The 15,070-nt window shown below is 57.5% G+C and carries 13 protein-coding genes, 1 tRNA gene and 1 riboswitch; of the genes, 8 read left to right on the forward strand and 6 right to left on the reverse strand.

Translation table 11 applies throughout. The features are described 5' to 3' along the window. Positions 1-1,536, forward strand: coding sequence for a 3-hydroxyacyl-CoA dehydrogenase (locus DUD43_RS01880; protein ID WP_153228913.1), 1,536 nt, complete (start codon positions 1-3; stop codon positions 1,534-1,536). A gap of 270 nt (positions 1,537-1,806) precedes the next feature. Here the strand turns inward: DUD43_RS01880 and DUD43_RS01885 are convergent, their stop codons facing one another. Then, positions 1,807-2,409 (reverse strand): hypothetical protein, encoded by a 603-nt coding sequence (locus tag DUD43_RS01885; RefSeq protein ID WP_153228914.1) that lies wholly within the window; start codon positions 2,407-2,409, stop codon positions 1,807-1,809. Between the two features lie 181 nt (positions 2,410-2,590). Then, positions 2,591-3,481, reverse strand: a complete 891-nt coding sequence (locus DUD43_RS01890) for a c-type cytochrome (protein ID WP_153228915.1) — start codon at positions 3,479-3,481, stop codon at positions 2,591-2,593. Positions 3,482-3,723: 242 nt separating this feature from the next. Here DUD43_RS01890 and DUD43_RS01895 point away from each other — a divergent pair. Further along, positions 3,724-3,798: transfer RNA gene (locus tag DUD43_RS01895), tRNA-Arg, on the forward strand. A gap of 407 nt (positions 3,799-4,205) precedes the next feature. On the opposite strand, the gene DUD43_RS01900 is transcribed toward DUD43_RS01895, so the two are convergent. Together DUD43_RS01900 and DUD43_RS01905 are read right to left on the reverse strand one after the other, a co-directional pair. Then, positions 4,206-4,982, reverse strand: coding sequence for a class I SAM-dependent methyltransferase (locus DUD43_RS01900; RefSeq protein WP_153228916.1), 777 nt, complete (start codon positions 4,980-4,982; stop codon positions 4,206-4,208). Next, complete coding sequence (locus DUD43_RS01905; RefSeq protein ID WP_153228917.1) at positions 4,979-7,039, reverse strand: TonB-dependent receptor domain-containing protein; 2,061 nt, start codon at positions 7,037-7,039, stop codon at positions 4,979-4,981. The genes DUD43_RS01900 and DUD43_RS01905 overlap by 4 nt, the downstream gene beginning before the upstream one ends. A 237-nt stretch (positions 7,040-7,276) precedes the next feature. Here DUD43_RS01905 and DUD43_RS19355 point away from each other — a divergent pair, with 237 nt between their 5' ends. Next, positions 7,277-8,353, forward strand: a complete 1,077-nt coding sequence (locus tag DUD43_RS19355) for a bifunctional transcriptional activator/DNA repair enzyme AdaA (RefSeq protein ID WP_153228918.1) — start codon at positions 7,277-7,279, stop codon at positions 8,351-8,353. 167 nt (positions 8,354-8,520) lie between these two features. On the opposite strand, the gene gshA is transcribed toward DUD43_RS19355, so the two are convergent. Then, complete coding sequence (gene gshA / locus DUD43_RS01915) at positions 8,521-10,104, reverse strand: glutamate--cysteine ligase (protein ID WP_153228919.1); 1,584 nt, start codon at positions 10,102-10,104, stop codon at positions 8,521-8,523. Positions 10,105-10,298: 194 nt separating this feature from the next. Here gshA and DUD43_RS01920 point away from each other — a divergent pair, with 194 nt between their 5' ends. Next, positions 10,299-10,829: a hypothetical protein gene (locus DUD43_RS01920; RefSeq protein WP_153228920.1), complete on the forward strand. Its 531-nt coding sequence runs from the start codon at positions 10,299-10,301 to the stop codon at positions 10,827-10,829. On the opposite strand, the gene DUD43_RS19315 is transcribed toward DUD43_RS01920, so the two are convergent. Then, complete coding sequence (locus DUD43_RS19315) at positions 10,759-11,034, reverse strand: response regulator transcription factor (RefSeq protein ID WP_009462666.1); 276 nt, start codon at positions 11,032-11,034, stop codon at positions 10,759-10,761. The genes DUD43_RS01920 and DUD43_RS19315 overlap by 71 nt on opposite strands. Positions 11,035-11,237: 203 nt before the next feature. Then, positions 11,238-11,316: riboswitch (SAM riboswitch) on the forward strand. On the opposite strand from DUD43_RS19315, the gene metX reads away from it, so the two are divergent. The 4 genes from metX to DUD43_RS01945 all read left to right on the forward strand — a co-directional run bounded on the left by metX (position 11,306) and on the right by DUD43_RS01945 (position 15,049). Next, a complete protein-coding gene (gene metX / locus DUD43_RS01930; protein WP_153228921.1) occupies positions 11,306-12,550 on the forward strand; it encodes a homoserine O-succinyltransferase MetX in 1,245 nt (414 codons plus the stop codon). It overlaps the preceding riboswitch by 11 nt. Further along, positions 12,547-13,176 carry a methionine biosynthesis protein MetW gene (gene metW / locus DUD43_RS01935; protein WP_153228922.1) on the forward strand — a complete coding sequence of 210 codons (630 nt, stop codon included), beginning with the start codon at positions 12,547-12,549 and terminating at the stop codon, positions 13,174-13,176. Before metX ends, metW begins: the two co-directional genes overlap by 4 nt. Positions 13,177-13,193: 17 nt before the next feature. After that, positions 13,194-14,423: a muropeptide transporter gene (locus DUD43_RS01940; protein WP_153228923.1), complete on the forward strand. Its 1,230-nt coding sequence runs from the start codon at positions 13,194-13,196 to the stop codon at positions 14,421-14,423. Positions 14,424-14,431: 8 nt separating this feature from the next. Continuing rightward, positions 14,432-15,049, forward strand: a complete 618-nt coding sequence (locus DUD43_RS01945; RefSeq protein WP_153228924.1) for a trimeric intracellular cation channel family protein — start codon at positions 14,432-14,434, stop codon at positions 15,047-15,049. The last annotated feature ends 21 nt before the right edge of the window (positions 15,050-15,070 follow it).

The raw sequence follows: 15,070 nt of genomic DNA on the forward strand, positions 1-15,070 counted from the left end.
ATGAAACAGATACAAACCATCGCTATTGTTGGCGCAGGTGCTATGGGACGGGGCATTGCCCAGATTGCTGCCCAGGCTGGCAAGCAAGTCTTGCTGTATGACCTGAATGCGGACTCGGTCAAGGCTGCTCTGGCGGATGTACACGCCGTCTGGAGCCGCTTGCAAGAAAAAGGCCGCATGACGGCTGAACAGGTGGGTGCGGCCAAAGCGTGTCTGCAAACCGCCAGCGATCTGCAAGCGCTGGCCCCTGCTGATCTGGTCGTGGAAGCCATTGTGGAGCGTCTGGACGTCAAGCAAGGCTTGCTGCAGCAGCTGGAAGAGATTGTGTCGGCCGATTGCGTGCTGGCCTCCAACACCTCTTCGCTGTCCATTACGGCCATTGCCCAGGCCTGCCGTCACCCCGAGCGCGTGGCTGGTTATCACTTCTTCAACCCCGTGCCTCTGATGAAAGTGGTTGAGGTGATTGATGGCCTGCGCACCTCGCCTGAAGTGGGTGATGCTTTGATGCAAGTGTCGCGTGATATGGGCCACACGCCTGTGCGCGCCAAGGACATGCCCGGCTTTATCGTGAACCACGCCGGTCGTGGCATGAATATCGAGGGCCTGAAAATCGCCCAGGAATGCGTGGCGCCTTTCTACCAGATCGACGCCATCATGCGTGAACAGGCCGGTTTCCGCATGGGCCCCTTTGAACTGCTGGATCTGACTGCGCTGGATGTGTCGCATCCGGTGATGGAATCCATTTATCGCCAGTTTTACGACGAGCCTCGCTTCCGTCCTTCGCCCATTACCGCCGTGCGTCACGCCGGCAAATTGTTTGGCCGCAAGAACGGCGAAGGCTTCTACAAGTATGAAGATGGCAAGAAACAGCTTCCTCAAGAGCCTGCTGTTCCTGCTGTAACGTCCTTTGCACCCGTATGGGTCTCGCCTTACCACGAGCAAGGTCAGACTCGCGCGCTGCAATTGTTGAACGAGCTGGGTGTGAAAGTTGTGGAAGGCGACCAGCCGCCAGCTGATGCGCTGATTCTGTTGACGCCTTATGGCGAAGACGTGGCGACCTTGGTGTCCCTGCATGGCCTGGACCCTGCCCGTACCGTGGCGCTGGATACCTTGTTCGGTCTGGAAAAAGGCCGTCGCCGTGTGCTGATGTGCTCGGCTGCAACCACACCAGAATGGCGCGACCAGGCTTGGGCCATGCTGGCCAGCGATGGTACGGCTGTTAGTGTTATCGAGGATTCTGCCGGGTTTGTGGCTCAGCGTTTGGTGGCCACCATTGTGAACATCGCCAGCGATATCGCTCAGCAGCAGATTGCCACGCCGTCGGACATCGACGCTGCTGTGCGTCTGGGTCTGGGTTACCCGCACAATGGCCCGCTGTCCATGGGGGATGCCGTCGGCTCGCGTGACTTGTTGGATGTGCTGAACACGCTGCAAGCCGTGACGGGCGATATGCGCTACCGCGCCAGCCCTTGGCTGCAACGCCGTGTCCAACTGGGTATGTCCCTGACGGCCTTGGCGCAGTGCAAGGCGCAATAAGGCCCTAGATTGCTCTCCTGGACGCTTTATGAGGCTTTATAGAGCGTTCTGGAGGTAGATCAGTCATCAAGGCTATGAATAAGCCTGAGTTCGGGCGGATACCGGACTCAGGCTTTTTTATTGCTGAAAAGGGGATGCTGGAAGTGTGGTTCGGGTAGCGCTTTTGCCAAGGCTATGGCGGACCTGTTTCCCTATCAAAGGCAGCCTAAACCTGGTGCTAAAGAGACGGATGCTGGGACTGGGCTTAGGACTCTAAAGAGAGCAGGCCTATCACTTCTGTGTTTTCGTCGCGGGTATTTTCACCGAAGCCAGGTCGGGATACAGCTCAATCAGTTCGGGCAGCAGCGCATCCTCACTGAGTGGGGTGATGAAAATCTTCTTGCCATCTACGCTGGCCAATGTGGGATAGCTAAGTTCAAAGGTCTTGCCGTCTTTCTTGAAGGTACGGCTGTAGTTCAGTACGGCGTAGTCGCGGCCTGCGCTGGTTTTGCCGAACTGCGCGGTATCCATGTCGTAGTGGCCAGACAGAATCTGCACGGGCTGATGCTCATCCACAGAGCGGCCCACCCGGATCAGTTCGGCAATGGTCTCTGCGTGGTCCTTGCCCATCGCTTGTGAAATTTTCTGAATCTTGCGTGGCGACTGGAATTGCAGAATTGTCTCCAGGTCCCGGGCCATGGTGGCTTGCAACAGCGTGTGCATGGCTTTGTCCAGACTGTCCCGATTCAGGATGCTGCTGGCCTGTGCAGCGTCTTGAGTGGTGGCTGTTGTCGACTCATTGGCGAAGGCCTGGGCCGACGGCAAGATCAAAACGGCCAGGGCCGACAGGATGCCCGTAAGGGCCAGACGAGCAGGGGAAGGAAGGCGTGTCATGGTAAGTGCCCGCAGCTGTTTGATGGCTGCGGAGTGCTGTGATCCGAGGGCTCGATTGTAGGGGGCAGTTCCTGCATCAGTCATCTGCAGACAGTTTCAGGCAAAGAAAAAGCCCGATGAATATTCATCGGGCTTTTTGTATTCGCAGGCTCTGTACCGGGACAGAGCCTTGAGGCACTGCTTACTTGGCGGCGTTAACCATGTGCTGAATGGCAGCACGGATTTCGTCGTCAGAGGCTTGCGAGCCACCGCGTGGAGGCATGGCGCCTACACCGTGGATGGCCTTTTGAACCATAGTGTCCATACCGGAATCGATATATGGCTTCCAGGCAGCTTGATCGCCAAACTTGGGAGCACCGGCTACACCGGCTGCGTGACAGGCAAAGCAGATGGTGTCGTACAGCTTGATACCGGCTGGGTCGACCTTGTTGTCGTCCGCAGCGGCGGTTTCAGTGGCTTTAGGAGCGTCAGCAGCAGGGGCCTCGGCAGGTTTGGTGTCTGCAGCAGCGGTGGCTTCAGGCTTGGCGTCGGCTTCTTCACCTTCTGGTGCGGGAGCTTCGGGTTCTTTGAAATCAGCACCACCGGCGTTAGCCATGTAGGCAACGGCACGGGCCACTTCGATATCGTCCAGCGAAGGGTTACCACCCTTGGCAGGCATGGCGCGGATACCGTGAATAGCGTTCTTGACCAGTTCATCCTGGCCCAGCTTGATCAGCTCGCCCCAGGCGCCCTTGTCACCAAATTTGGGCGCACCGGCCACACCGGCGCCGTGACAGGCGGTACAGGTGGTTTCGTACACTTGCTGACCAGTCTTCAGCTCTTTGACGGCATTGGCGTCAACCAGTTTGAAACCGGCAACAGGCTGAATGCGGGCTGCAATGGCTTCAGGGGAAAGGGCGGCGGAGCCAGCACCTGCACCCATGGTGGAGGTAACCAGGCTGACCAGCATGACAATAATCGCGATGGGCACCAAGAAAGCCAGAGCCACGGTCACAAGCAATTGTTTAGGGGTTTTGATCATGGCTGAGTGACCCTCGTTGTGTTCTTCGGGTTTTTGTTCCGTGTTGCTCATTATCGGATCCTGCGAGTTCGTACAAGAAATGACGGGAGGGCCTTTAAGGCCACCAATAAAGGCTTGCGCCTACCTAATGGGTGTGCGCAAGGACGTGTCTACCAAGCCACCGACCCAGATCGCGCAACCATGGATTATAGCGGAGTGTATCGCTCTTGTATCTGACTCTTGATTTAGCACACTCATAATTGCCGGATAGATGCTGAAAAAAACCCCAAACTCGCGCTACAATAGCGAGCTTGGCGTCCGTAGTTCAATGGATAGAATTAGGGTTTCCGAAGCCCTCGATACAGGTTCGATTCCTGTCGGACGCGCCAGAATTCCTTGTTTATACGGCTCTTAAGGGCCGCTTTTCAAGACCTGGTTTGAATTTCCAGTTATGAATTGTCGCCATGCAAGCAGCCCAAGGCTGCTTTTTTTGTGTCTGTTGTTTGTCAAAATTCGGCCTCATGAAGGGTTGGGATGAAGTCGGCTAATTATTGATCTTGATCATTTGACCTAGGACGAAATGGCGTTGTTCGCCTGTGTTGGTATACAAACTTCCGCTTGGAGGTCCGGCCAGGACAGCGATCAGGTTGATAGACAATGGCGATGTCTGGGGAAACGGTGCCCGGAATTCTGAACCTGTAGCCGTCTCCAAAACCTGGTGTGCTGCAATCGCAGCCCATGAAAGACAAAAGGGGCCGAAGCCCCTTTTGCTTTTTCCTGAGCAGCTTTCTGGTTTTTAAATAGCTTCGGCACAAATCACATAGTCATGACCGTGACGCAGACCACCCAAGGTCTGATTCAAGGCCAGAGCTTGCTTGCGCAAGGCCTGAACATGCTCGGACAAAGCCATGGCCAGGTTGCGGTCCTTCAGACGGCGCAAGCGCCCGTCACACATATCCAGCTGACCGTGAATAAAGCTGTCGCCGTAGCGAATGCCAAAGCGTTGCGCATCCACACAGCGATAGCCGGATTGCCGCAGGTGACGCAGCACCCAGTCCATCGGGTACTCGCGATACGGGCGCTCGCCTGCCAGCAGCAGGCAGGCATCGCGCAAACGGCCTATTCCCACAATCAATTTGCCCGCCGGGTCCGTGCTGCTATAGGGCACATAGGGCTCCAGACCAATAATGTAGAGACGCTGGCCGGTAAGCGGTCGCAGGCGGCTGAACAACTGGTCCTGGGTGTAGGGGGCAAAGCCGTCTATGGCACCCAGCAGATAATCCGCCAGAACCGTATCGAAGCGTTCGCCCTGCAAGAACTCCGGGTCGCTCCAGTTGCCTACCAGCAGACGGTCCTCGGGACGCTTCTGATCGCCCAGCTCACGGGTCACCTGTTCGGCCATACCGGGTGAGGCGGTAATGGCCGTCCAGCGTTCTGTGTCCAGCGTCAGCAACCAGCGCAGTGACCCCTTGCCGGTGCCGGCGTCCAGAAAGTTGCCCCAGGGACGGTCGCCCTGCATGTCGGCCACGATCTGGTAGAGACGGCTACCCGTGTGTATGGCGGTCTTGCTCAAAATTCCACCTGTATCCCGGCCAGGATGTTGCGTCCCATCAGAGGAGCCTGACGGGCAATAAAGGAGGTATGGCGGTAAGCCAACTTGTTCAGCAAGTTATTTCCTCTCACGTACAGGGTGTAGGTGTTCTGGTCCATATGCAGGCGGTAGCTTAAACCCATGCTGAGCAAACCGTAAGACGGCGAACGTTCTTCATGCTCAGCCAGTCGGTCCTGGGCAAAGGTATGGGTGTAGCCGACAAAGCCGGACCAGTTCTGCCAGTTCAGATCCGTGCGAATACCCAGGCGGGCGGAGGGCATGCGTGGCAGGTTGCGGCCGGGGTCTTGCAGTTTACCGCGCACCAGATCGCCATAAACGCTAACCGAGGCCCAGGAAGTGACGGGGTAGGAGGCTTCCGCTTCCAGGCCCCAGAACTGTGCCTTGTCCTGGCTGTATTGAATCAGCTGGAAGTCTTCATGACGGTCCAGGCTGCGGCCATAAATATAGTTCGAGCTGCGGGTGTAAAAGGTGCGCAGATCAAAGCGCAGATCGCCCAGGTGTTTTTGCAGGCCCAGGTCCACGCTGTGGCTGGTTTCCCGGTCCAGATTCGGGTCGCCGCGTTCATAGCTCAGCGTGGCAAAGTGCACGCCTTTGGCAAACAGCTCCTGAGCTGTGGGCAGGCGCTGCGAGCGGGACACGGACAGGCTGGCGGCGTATTCAGGCGCGAAGTCCCAGACCGTGCCCAAGGAGAAGGAGGTGGCCGTGCCTTTGCGGCGTTCCAGCGTTTGCGAGTCGGGCGTGACGGTTTGCCATTCCTGGCGTGCGCCCAGTTCCAGACGCCAGTCGTCCCAGTTCACGCTTTCCAGAAGGAACAAGCCCTGGCTGCGAGTGCGGGTGGGCGGAATGAAGTTTTCCGAGCCGTCGCGGGACGCAAAATCAGACTGGCTGGTTTGCAGGCCGATTACCCCTTCAAACGGACCCCATGGATTATGTTCCAGCTCCAGACGCGTGTCGTAACCGCGGTTGGTGAAGCGGGTGCCGTCAATATCACCGTCTTTTTCTACGTGCTGGTAGTTGGTCGCGCCAGCGCGCAGGCGAGCACGTTTGAAGCCGGGCAGTGGGTCACGCAATTCGCCACGGATATCGAAACGCTGGGTACGCAGGTGAGCGGTGGCCGAGTGCTCGTGATCATGATCGTGTTCGTGGCTGTGTCCATGATCGTGGTCATGGCCGTGATCGTGACTGTGACCGCCGCAATGCAGGGTGGCACCGTGCGGGTGGCAGTCCTCGTATTCGTGGCTGTGGCCGGGCAGGCCGTAGCTGCCTTCACGGTAGGAGTAAGCCGCGCCTATATAGCCACGGTCACCAATAAAGGAGAGGCCGACGCTGCCTGTGTCCGTGCTGGAGTCGGAGTCCTTGACACGGCCATCGGTCCAGTTGGGGACGCGATAGTCGCGGCTGCGGTGCGAGGCGCCTTCCACGTGCAAGGCGATATTGCCTTCACCGGCTGTCATTTCCACGGCTCCGATCCTGCCACGATCTGCCGTGGAACCCTGGGCGCGTACCGAGCCTTCAAAACCCTTTTCGGGGATGGCGGTTGGGATCTTGCGATCCAGCACGTTGACCACGCCACCAATGGCGCCGCCACCGTAAAGCAGGGCTGATGGGCCGCGCAGTACTTCAATGCGATCAGCTTGCCAGGTGTCGACCGTGATGGTGTGGTCGGGCGAGATGGCCGACGCATCCATGACTTCTGCGCCGTCACTCAGGACTTTGACGCGGGGTGCGGTTTGGCCACGAATGACGGGGCGGCTGGCACCGCTGCCAAAGCTGTCTACATGGATGCCGACTTCACCGTCCAGCAATTCACCCAAGGTGCTGCTGCGGCGCAAATCCAGTTTGGGGCCTTGCAGGACCGTGCTGGCCGTGGCCAGCTCTGTTTGTCGCAAGGCCAGGGGGCTGGCGGAGATTCGGATAGGGGCCAGTTCAGGGACAGGTTCTTCAAGTTCATTGGCTTGGGCAGAGGCGCACAAAAGCAGAGCCAGGGCGAGTGGCAGGGGACGGGGTTGGAAACGCATCTCATCTTCCGGTTTGTTAATTTTCGAGATGTTATAACATAACAATATTTTTTTGAATTAGTAAAAAAAACATTCCAAACAAAGGGGTGTTGCCCCGCGGGTTATGGCTTTGGCTGGGGCAGCATGGGTTCAGAGGCAAGTCGCTTGCTCATGCAGGCAAGCGGCGCGTGCGCAAATCCTGAAATAGACGCCTGAAAATCGACTGCCTGTTTGGGTGTTTCGGGGTAAAAATCCCACATGCTATTTGATCTTCCCGACTTCCCGACCCTGTACACAGCCTTGCTGACCCGAGATGAACGCTATGACGGTCAAGCCTTCGTCTGCGTGTCGTCCACGGGTGTGTTTTGTCGCCTGACTTGCCCGGCCCGCAAACCTAAAGCGGAGCACTGCACCTTTCACGCCACAATTGGCGAGTGCATCGAGGCCGGGTTTCGACCTTGCAAGCGATGCCATCCGCTGCAAGCTGCGGCCTTGGAGGACCCCACAATTACCGCTTTGTTGCGGGAGCTGGACGCCAGGCCGGGCTTGCGATGGTCGGAGGGGCATCTGGAGCGCATGGGCTATGACTTGTCTACGGTACGCCGCAGCTTCAAACGGCACTTTGGCATGACCTTTCTGGAAATGGCCAGGCAGCGTCGTCTGCGCGAGGGTTTCGAGACTTTGGCCACGGGCGGCAATGTCATTGCCGCGCAGCATCAAGCCAGCTTTGAGTCTGCCAGTGCCTTTCGGACTGCCTTTGCCCGCTTGCTGGGTTGTGCGCCTGCTGCCTTGCGGACGGACGGCTTGTTGCGGGCTACCTGGATACCCACGCCTTTGGGCGACATGATTGCGGTCAGTAGCCAAAGCCATTTGCATCTGCTGGAGTTCGTAGACCGCAAAGGCTTGCCCGCTGAACTCAAGCGTTTGCAGGCGTCGATCAAGGATGGCATTGGTATTGGTGTGATGCCGCCTTCAGAGCAAGCGGCTGCCGAGCTGGCGGATTATTTCGCTGCACGATCGGATCGCTTCAAGACACCTCTGGCCTTGACCAGTGGCAGTGCCTTTACGCAAGAGGTCTGGCGTATTTTGCAAAACATCCCGGCCGGAGAGACACGCAGCTATTCCGATATTGCCCGTCAGATAGAGCGGCCCACTGCCGTACGTGCGGTGGCGCGGGCGAATGGGGCGAATCAGATTGCCTTGATGATTCCGTGCCATCGTGTGATCGGCGCTGATGGTTCCTTGACCGGCTATGGGGGCGGTTTGTGGCGCAAACAGCGTTTGATCGAGATTGAGCGGGAACTCAAGAGGGTGAAGCAGGAAGAGCCCAGCTGAGCAGGGGCAGGAATGGGGCATTCAGGTCAAACAGGCTGTTCTGGCGTGTTGGTCCAGGATGCCCTGCTGGATCCTTAAATAATCAAGACCCCAATGAACAAGCCCCAAAAGCCGGATTTTAATTAGGCGTTTGGGGCGGATCAGAACAGCGGATTGTTCAAGCTGCTTTAGCTGTTTTCCACTTCAGGTGGAATCAGGTTGCGCTCGTAGCGATGGACGTAGTCCTCAAAGGACTCCTGATCCTGCGCTTCGATATCAATCTGGGCTTGCAGGGAATCTTTGGCCTGTTGCTCGAAAGCAGCTTGCTTGTCGGCAGGCAATGGGTGGGCCAGCAAGGTTTGGTGATGCTCACGGCTGCGTTGCAAGGCGTAGTCGTGAAAGCTCAAGCCGGTTTCGCGCAAACGGCTCAGCAATTGGGCCGAAGGTGTCAGCTCCGGATTCTCCAGCTTGCGGATTTGGGCTTGCACGGCTTCGGTGTGGCCTTGGGTATTCAGGGCCTGATCCAGCATTTGTGCGTAAGGCAGCAGAGATTCCAGAATCTCGTGGCCCCAGTCTTGCAGGCTGACGCTTTCCTTTTGCTGATTGGTCAGCATCAGGCCGGGGCGACGGCCTTCGCGTACTACCGTCGCAAAGTTGCTCTTGCTGTCCTGGCAGTAGCCGCCATCCGGGAAGAAGGGGCTGTCTTGCACGGCACAGAACAGCAGGAACGTATCCAGAAAGCGGCAGGATTGCTCGGAAATGCCGGTGGGTGATTCAGGGTCTATATCCAGGCAGCGAACTTCGATGTACTCCACACCGCGCTGGGCCAGGGCTGTAGCCGGGCGCTCGCTGCGCTGGGTCGTGCGTTTGGGACGAATGCTGGAGTAGTACTCGTTTTCAATCTGCAGGATATGGGTGTTGAGCTGAATCCACTCGCCATCGCGGTGGGTGCCCAGTTTTTCGTAATCCGGCCAAGGGGTCACGGCAGCGTGATACATGCGCATCACAAAGGTGTCCAGGTCGTTGTAGCAAAGCTGAAGCTCGGCCTGGGCTTCCTTGTTGTGATAGCCCAGATCGCTCATGCGCAGGCTGGTTGCCCAGGGCATGGTCAGCGTGTCGTCGTCGATCTTGTCCAGATTGTTGCTGCGGCCTTGCAGGAAGTTCGCATCCAGCACGGGCGAGGCACCAAACAAGTACATCAGCAGCCAGGAATAGCGCGTGAAGTTGCGGATCAGTGCCAAATACCCGTTGGAGCGCTGGTCTTGCAGATTGTCACCACAGACATTCAACAAGGGCCAGATGCCATCAGGCAGGGAAAAGTTGTAGTGCACCCCGGCAATACATTGCATGGGCTTGCCATAACGCTCGGCCAGGCCACGGCGGTACACATGCTTGAGCATGCCGGTGTTGGACTTGCCGTACCAGGCAATCGCAATGTCTTTTTCGGCAGGCAGCAGCGCGGGCATGGACTGGTTCCAGATAATTTCCTGGTCCAGCTTGCCGGCTACAAAGGTGTGGATGTCGGTCAGCTCCTGCAGCACGTCCTCGACCCGGGCTTGTGGCTCGGTAATCAGTTCCAGCAGGGCTTCGGCGTAGTCGGTCGTGATATGGCCGTTGGTCAGGGCCGATCCAATCGCTTGCGGGTGGGGGGTATTTGCCAATTGGCCCAGCGCATCGACGCGCAGTCCTTCTTTTTCGATGCCGCGCAAGATTCCCGTCAAAATATCGGGATTCTGTTGCAGGGCAAGGCGGCGTTCGTGGCTGGTGTTCATGGTGGTGTTTCCCACTTTCGAAATCGGGTGCAAGATACGGGACTGTTCAAGGGGGCCTGGCCCCGTCTATAAATAGTAGTCCGACCAGACTTGCTTTGTTAAGGTGCGCCAAAAGGCGTATCGGGCAGGGCGAGTATAAGGCGGCTGTTCAGCCAGCCGATGAAAAGCATGAAACGGGATATGGGATTAGCACCATGATGATCAGGCGCATTACCGCGGTACTGGCGGCTTTCTTGATGTTGGCAGCCTGCAGTCCGGAGTTTAACTGGCGCAAGGTTCAGCTTGAACAAACAGGCCTGTCGGCCATGTTGCCCGGCAAGCCTACGACCAGCCACCGACTGTTGGATTTCGAGCAGCATCAACTGGATTTTTACCTGACTACCGCCACGGCAGGCGGGCAGAGCTACACCGTGGGTCACGTGATCTTGCCCAAGGAATTGCAACAGGACGAGGCCGCTCGCCAACGCTTGTACGAGGCTCTGCACGAGTCCCTGCGCGAGAAGTTCATACCCGATGGGCAAGTCAGCGAGAAAAGCCAGGTACAACTGCCGCCACCCGGACAGGTCTTTTTCATGACACGCGATGTGGGCGGTGTGGCCTTGCGCCTGGAAGCCATGATACGCATGGAGCCGGGCTGGCTGGTGCAGGGCTTTGTTATGACGGATTCCGGGAAGGCCCCGGACGCGGCTCAGGCAAAGGTTTTCTTTGACGGCTTAGCTCGCTAGCCGGATCGCCGCTGATCAGGTGCTGTTGCAAGGCCAGGGTAATGGCAGCTTGGCGGCTATAGACTCCAAGCTTGGCGTAGGCGTTCTGGAAGTGAAAGTTGATCGTGCGTTCAGTAATGCCCAGGATGATGCTGATTTCCCAGCTGGTCTTGCCATGGGCAGCCCAGTTCAGGCAGGACTGCTCGCGTGAAGTTAAATGCGTCACGGTAAAGCCATTCCTCATGCATTCGTGGTAGACGTCGGGCCAATGTACTCAAATTTAGCTTAGCTGGCAGACAAATGTGCATGAAAATAATGATGTAAATCAAAGCATTGTCTTTTCTCTGACGTTACCGTTGCGCAGAGTTCTGAATCGATCCCGGCTGGTCGATTTGGACGCCGCGCCGCAGCGATGCTAGAATTTTGTCTTATACGTTTTGCGCCGATTTGCCTGATCCGCTTGCGGGCGCTCCATAAATCCAGCTAAAGAGGTCCTGATGGCCACTGATTCCGTCCCTAGCGCCGACGCTGGCGCCCTTAGCCCATCCTGCGGATTGATCCCCGAAGGTTCCGTGGGCCCTGTACATGCCGAACTAATCGCCTTTGACGAACCCCTGCATCTGCGCAGCGGGCAAGTGCTGCCCAGCTACGAGCTGGCAGTCGAAACCTACGGCACCCTTAACGAAGAACGCAGCAATGCGGTATTGGTGTGCCATGCGCTCAATGCCTCGCACCACGTTGCCGGTTATTACGACGAAGATCCCAAAAGCACAGGCTGGTGGGACAATATGGTCGGCCCCGGCAAAGCTGTTGATACGGATCGCTTTTTCGTTATTGGCGTCAACAATATCGGCTCCTGCTTTGGCTCTACCGGCCCGTCCAGCATCAATCCCGCCACTGGCAAACCCTGGGGCTCCGAGTTTCCCGTTCTGACGGTAGAAGACTGGGTGCGTGCTCAGGCCCGATTGGCTGACTACTTTGGCATTCGCAAGTTTGCGGCTGTCATGGGTGGCTCCCTGGGCGGCATGCAGGCCCTGAGCTGGGCCATCAGTTGCCCGGAACGCGTGGAAAACTGCGTGGTCATTGCCAGCACCCCGCGCCTGTCGGCTCAGAACATCGCTTTTAACGAAGTGGCCCGCAGCGCCATTTTGTCCGATCCGCAGTTTCATGGTGGTAATTATTACGAACACGGTGTGGTGCCCAAGGCTGGCCTGGGCGTTGCCCGCATGGTGGGCCACATCACTTACCTGTCCGATACCGTCATGGCCGAGAAGTTTGGCCGCAATCAGCGTGCCCCTGCCCAAGGCGGTGAGTACCACTACAACTACGGCGTGGAATTCGAGGTCGAATCCTATTTGCGTTATCAAGGCGAGAAGTTCTCGCGTTACTTTGACGCCAATACCTACCTGATCATCACCCGTGCGCTGGACTACTTTGATCCTTCGCGTCAGTACCAGGGGGATCTGGTCAAGGCGCTGGAAAAGGTGCAGGCCAAATTCCTGCTGGTGTCGTTTACGACAGACTGGCGTTTCTCGCCCGAGCGCTCGCGTGAAATCGTGCAGGCCTTGCTGCGCAACCAGCGTCAGGTAACGTATGCCGAAATCGATGCCCCGCACGGGCACGACGCTTTCTTGCTGGAAGACCCTCGTTACCATGCCGTTGTGCAGGGATACTATGACCAGATCGCCGCTAATTTGGGCTTGCCTGCGCGCACGCGCACTACAGGGGTGTTGGCAGAATGACTAAGCCGCAAACACAGGTGGATGCCGCCATGTTAAGACCGGACTTGCTGCGCATTGCGCAGTGGATTGAGCCAGGTTCGCGTGTGCTGGATCTGGGCTGTAACGATGGCACCTTGCTGGCGCATCTGCGTGATACGCGTCAGGTCGTCGGAACGGGTGTGGAATTGAATGATCAGTTCGTGATTGCTTCGGTGCGCCGTGGCGTCAATGTCATTCAACAGGACTTGGAAAAAGGTCTGGCGCTGTTCAGCGACCAGCAGTTCGACACCGTTGTTCTGTCCAAGACACTGCAATCCATGCACCATACCGAGCACATCCTGCGCGAGATGGCGCGGGTGGCGCGGTATGGTATCGTCTCGTTTCCTAACTTCGGTTATTGGCCGCATGGTTGGAGCATTTTGCGCGGACGGATGCCAGTTACCGGCGAAATGCCTTACCAGTGGTACAACACGCCCAACATCCATTTGTGCACCATGAAGGACTTTCAGGATCTGGCCCAGGCTGTGGGCGTACGTATTCTTGATCGTGCCGCATTCAATGGTCGCGATACGGTGCGCTTTTTGCCGGGCTGGCGCAGTACCTTGGCCATGTATCGTTTCGAGTCTCCCCATTCTCTTGCTGCTTAGCGCTAATAAGGCCTGACGTGTCACGTGTCTATACCAGTCCCCGAGTCTTGCCTTTGCTGATTCTGGGGTTCGCCAGCGGCCTGCCTCTGGCCCTGGTTTCAGGCACTTTGCAGGCCTGGGCAACGGTTGAAAATGTTTCGCTGACCGAGATCGGTTTCCTGACCCTGGTTGGCTCGGCCTATACGCTGAAGTTTCTGTGGGCTCCCCTGATTGACCGCTACGCGCCACCGTTCATGGGGCGCAGACGTGGCTGGATACTGGTTACTCAGTTACTGCTGGCCGCCTCCATTGCGGCCATGGGCCTATTTTCCCCTTCCGTGAATTTGACGGCACTGGCTTTGCTGGCCGTGTGGGTGGCCTTCCTGTCGGCCACGCAGGACATAGCCTTCGATGCCTATTGCACGGACGTGTTGCAAGCGCACGAACGAGCGGCGGGGGCGGCGGTCAAGGTCATGGGCTATCGCATTGCCATGATTGTGTCCGGTGGTCTGGCCCTGATTCTGGCCGATCGCTGGCTGGGCTGGTCCAACACGTATTTTCTGATGGGTGTCTTCATGGCACTGTGTGCGCTGGTGACTTTGATTTCACCAGACCCGCAGGAGCAAAGCCGCCCACCGCGCAGCTTGTCCGAAGCTGTGGTCGCACCTTTGGCAGATTTTTTCTCGCGTCCCGGCGCCTGGAGCGTTCTGGCGCTGATCGTGCTCTACAAGCTGGGTGACGCTTTTGCAGGCGCCTTGTCCACCACCTTTCTGATTCGTGCCGCCGGTTTTACCTTGTCTGAGGTCGGCACGATCAACAAGGTGTTTGGTCTGGCCGCCACGGTGGTCGGAGCCTTGATGGGCGGGGCGATCATGGCCCGCCTGGGGCTGTACCGGGCCTTGATGATTTTTGGTATTTTGCAGGCTGTCTCCAACCTGGGCTACTGGCTGATCGCGATTGAAACCGCGCCGTCCATGTGGCTGATGGGCATTGTGGTCGGTCTGGAAAACCTGTGTGGTGGCTTGGGCACAGCGGCTTTTGTCGCTTTGCTGATGGCCTTGTGTAATCGGACCTATTCCGCGACTCAATTTGCGCTGCTGTCGGCCTTGTCGGCAGTGGGGCGTACCTATCTGGCCGGGCCATTGACGCCTGTGCTGGTCGAATCCCTGGGTTGGCCGGGCTTTTTTATTTGTACCGTCTTTATTGCTGTGCCTGGCTTGCTGATGCTGCGTTGTTATCGGGGCCTTATTCAACAGCTTGATGCTTAAAAAATATCATGCTCTTACTTGTTCTCTACATTATTGCCATCACCGCAGAAGCCATGACCGCGGCGCTGGCCGCTGGCCGTCGCGACATGGACTGGGTGGGGGTCTGTACCATCGCCTGTGTCACTGCCCTGGGTGGTGGCTCGGTACGGGACGTGCTCCTGGGGCATTACCCGCTGACCTGGGTGCAGCATCCTGAATACCTGTGGATCACGGCTGGTGCGGCTATCCTCACGGCTTTGATCGCCCCGATCATGCGACGCTTGCACAGCCTGTTCCTGTTGCTTGATGCTATGGGGCTGGTGGTCTTTACCGTGATTGGCTGTCAGATCGCGCTGGAAATGAAGCTGCCCATTACGGTGGTGCTGCTGAGCGGCATGATTACCGGTTGTGCAGGCGGCGTCTTGCGCGACATCTTGTGTAATGACATCCCCTTGCTGCTGCGCAAGGAGATGTATGCCAGCGTATCCATGCTGACCGGCGCTTTGTACCTGGGTGCCCAACACCTGGACTGGAACCCGTATGTGACCCTGCTGGGCCCCATGATTATCGGTTTGAGTTTCCGTATGCTGGCTCTGCACCGCAATTGGCAGATGCCCCGCTTCGTCTATCGAGACGAGTGGCGCTAGAGCCAGCTTTCCTGCTTATCG

It is taken from the genome of Alcaligenes faecalis (genome assembly GCF_009497775.1).
In the GTDB taxonomy this organism is placed as follows: Bacteria; Pseudomonadota; Gammaproteobacteria; order Burkholderiales; family Burkholderiaceae_B; genus Alcaligenes; species Alcaligenes faecalis_D.

What these genes read in the sequence shown, in the direction of transcription:
- DUD43_RS01905 (WP_153228917.1), bottom strand. Translation starts at nt 7,039, where the DNA reads ATGCGTTTCCAACCCCGTCCCCTGCCACTCGCCCTGGCTCTGCTTTTG.
- DUD43_RS01890 (WP_153228915.1), bottom strand. Translation starts at nt 3,481, where the DNA reads ATGAGCAACACGGAACAAAAACCCGAAGAACACAACGAGGGTCACTCA.
- gshA (WP_153228919.1), bottom strand. Translation starts at nt 10,104, where the DNA reads ATGAACACCAGCCACGAACGCCGCCTTGCCCTGCAACAGAATCCCGAT.
- DUD43_RS01920 (WP_153228920.1), top strand. Translation starts at nt 10,299, where the DNA reads ATGATGATCAGGCGCATTACCGCGGTACTGGCGGCTTTCTTGATGTTG.
- DUD43_RS01945 (WP_153228924.1), top strand. Translation starts at nt 14,432, where the DNA reads ATGCTCTTACTTGTTCTCTACATTATTGCCATCACCGCAGAAGCCATG.
- DUD43_RS19355 (WP_153228918.1), top strand. Translation starts at nt 7,277, where the DNA reads ATGCTATTTGATCTTCCCGACTTCCCGACCCTGTACACAGCCTTGCTG.
- DUD43_RS01885 (WP_153228914.1), bottom strand. Translation starts at nt 2,409, where the DNA reads ATGACACGCCTTCCTTCCCCTGCTCGTCTGGCCCTTACGGGCATCCTG.
- metW (WP_153228922.1), top strand. Translation starts at nt 12,547, where the DNA reads ATGACTAAGCCGCAAACACAGGTGGATGCCGCCATGTTAAGACCGGAC.
- DUD43_RS01880 (WP_153228913.1), top strand. Translation starts at nt 1, where the DNA reads ATGAAACAGATACAAACCATCGCTATTGTTGGCGCAGGTGCTATGGGA.
- metX (WP_153228921.1), top strand. Translation starts at nt 11,306, where the DNA reads ATGGCCACTGATTCCGTCCCTAGCGCCGACGCTGGCGCCCTTAGCCCA.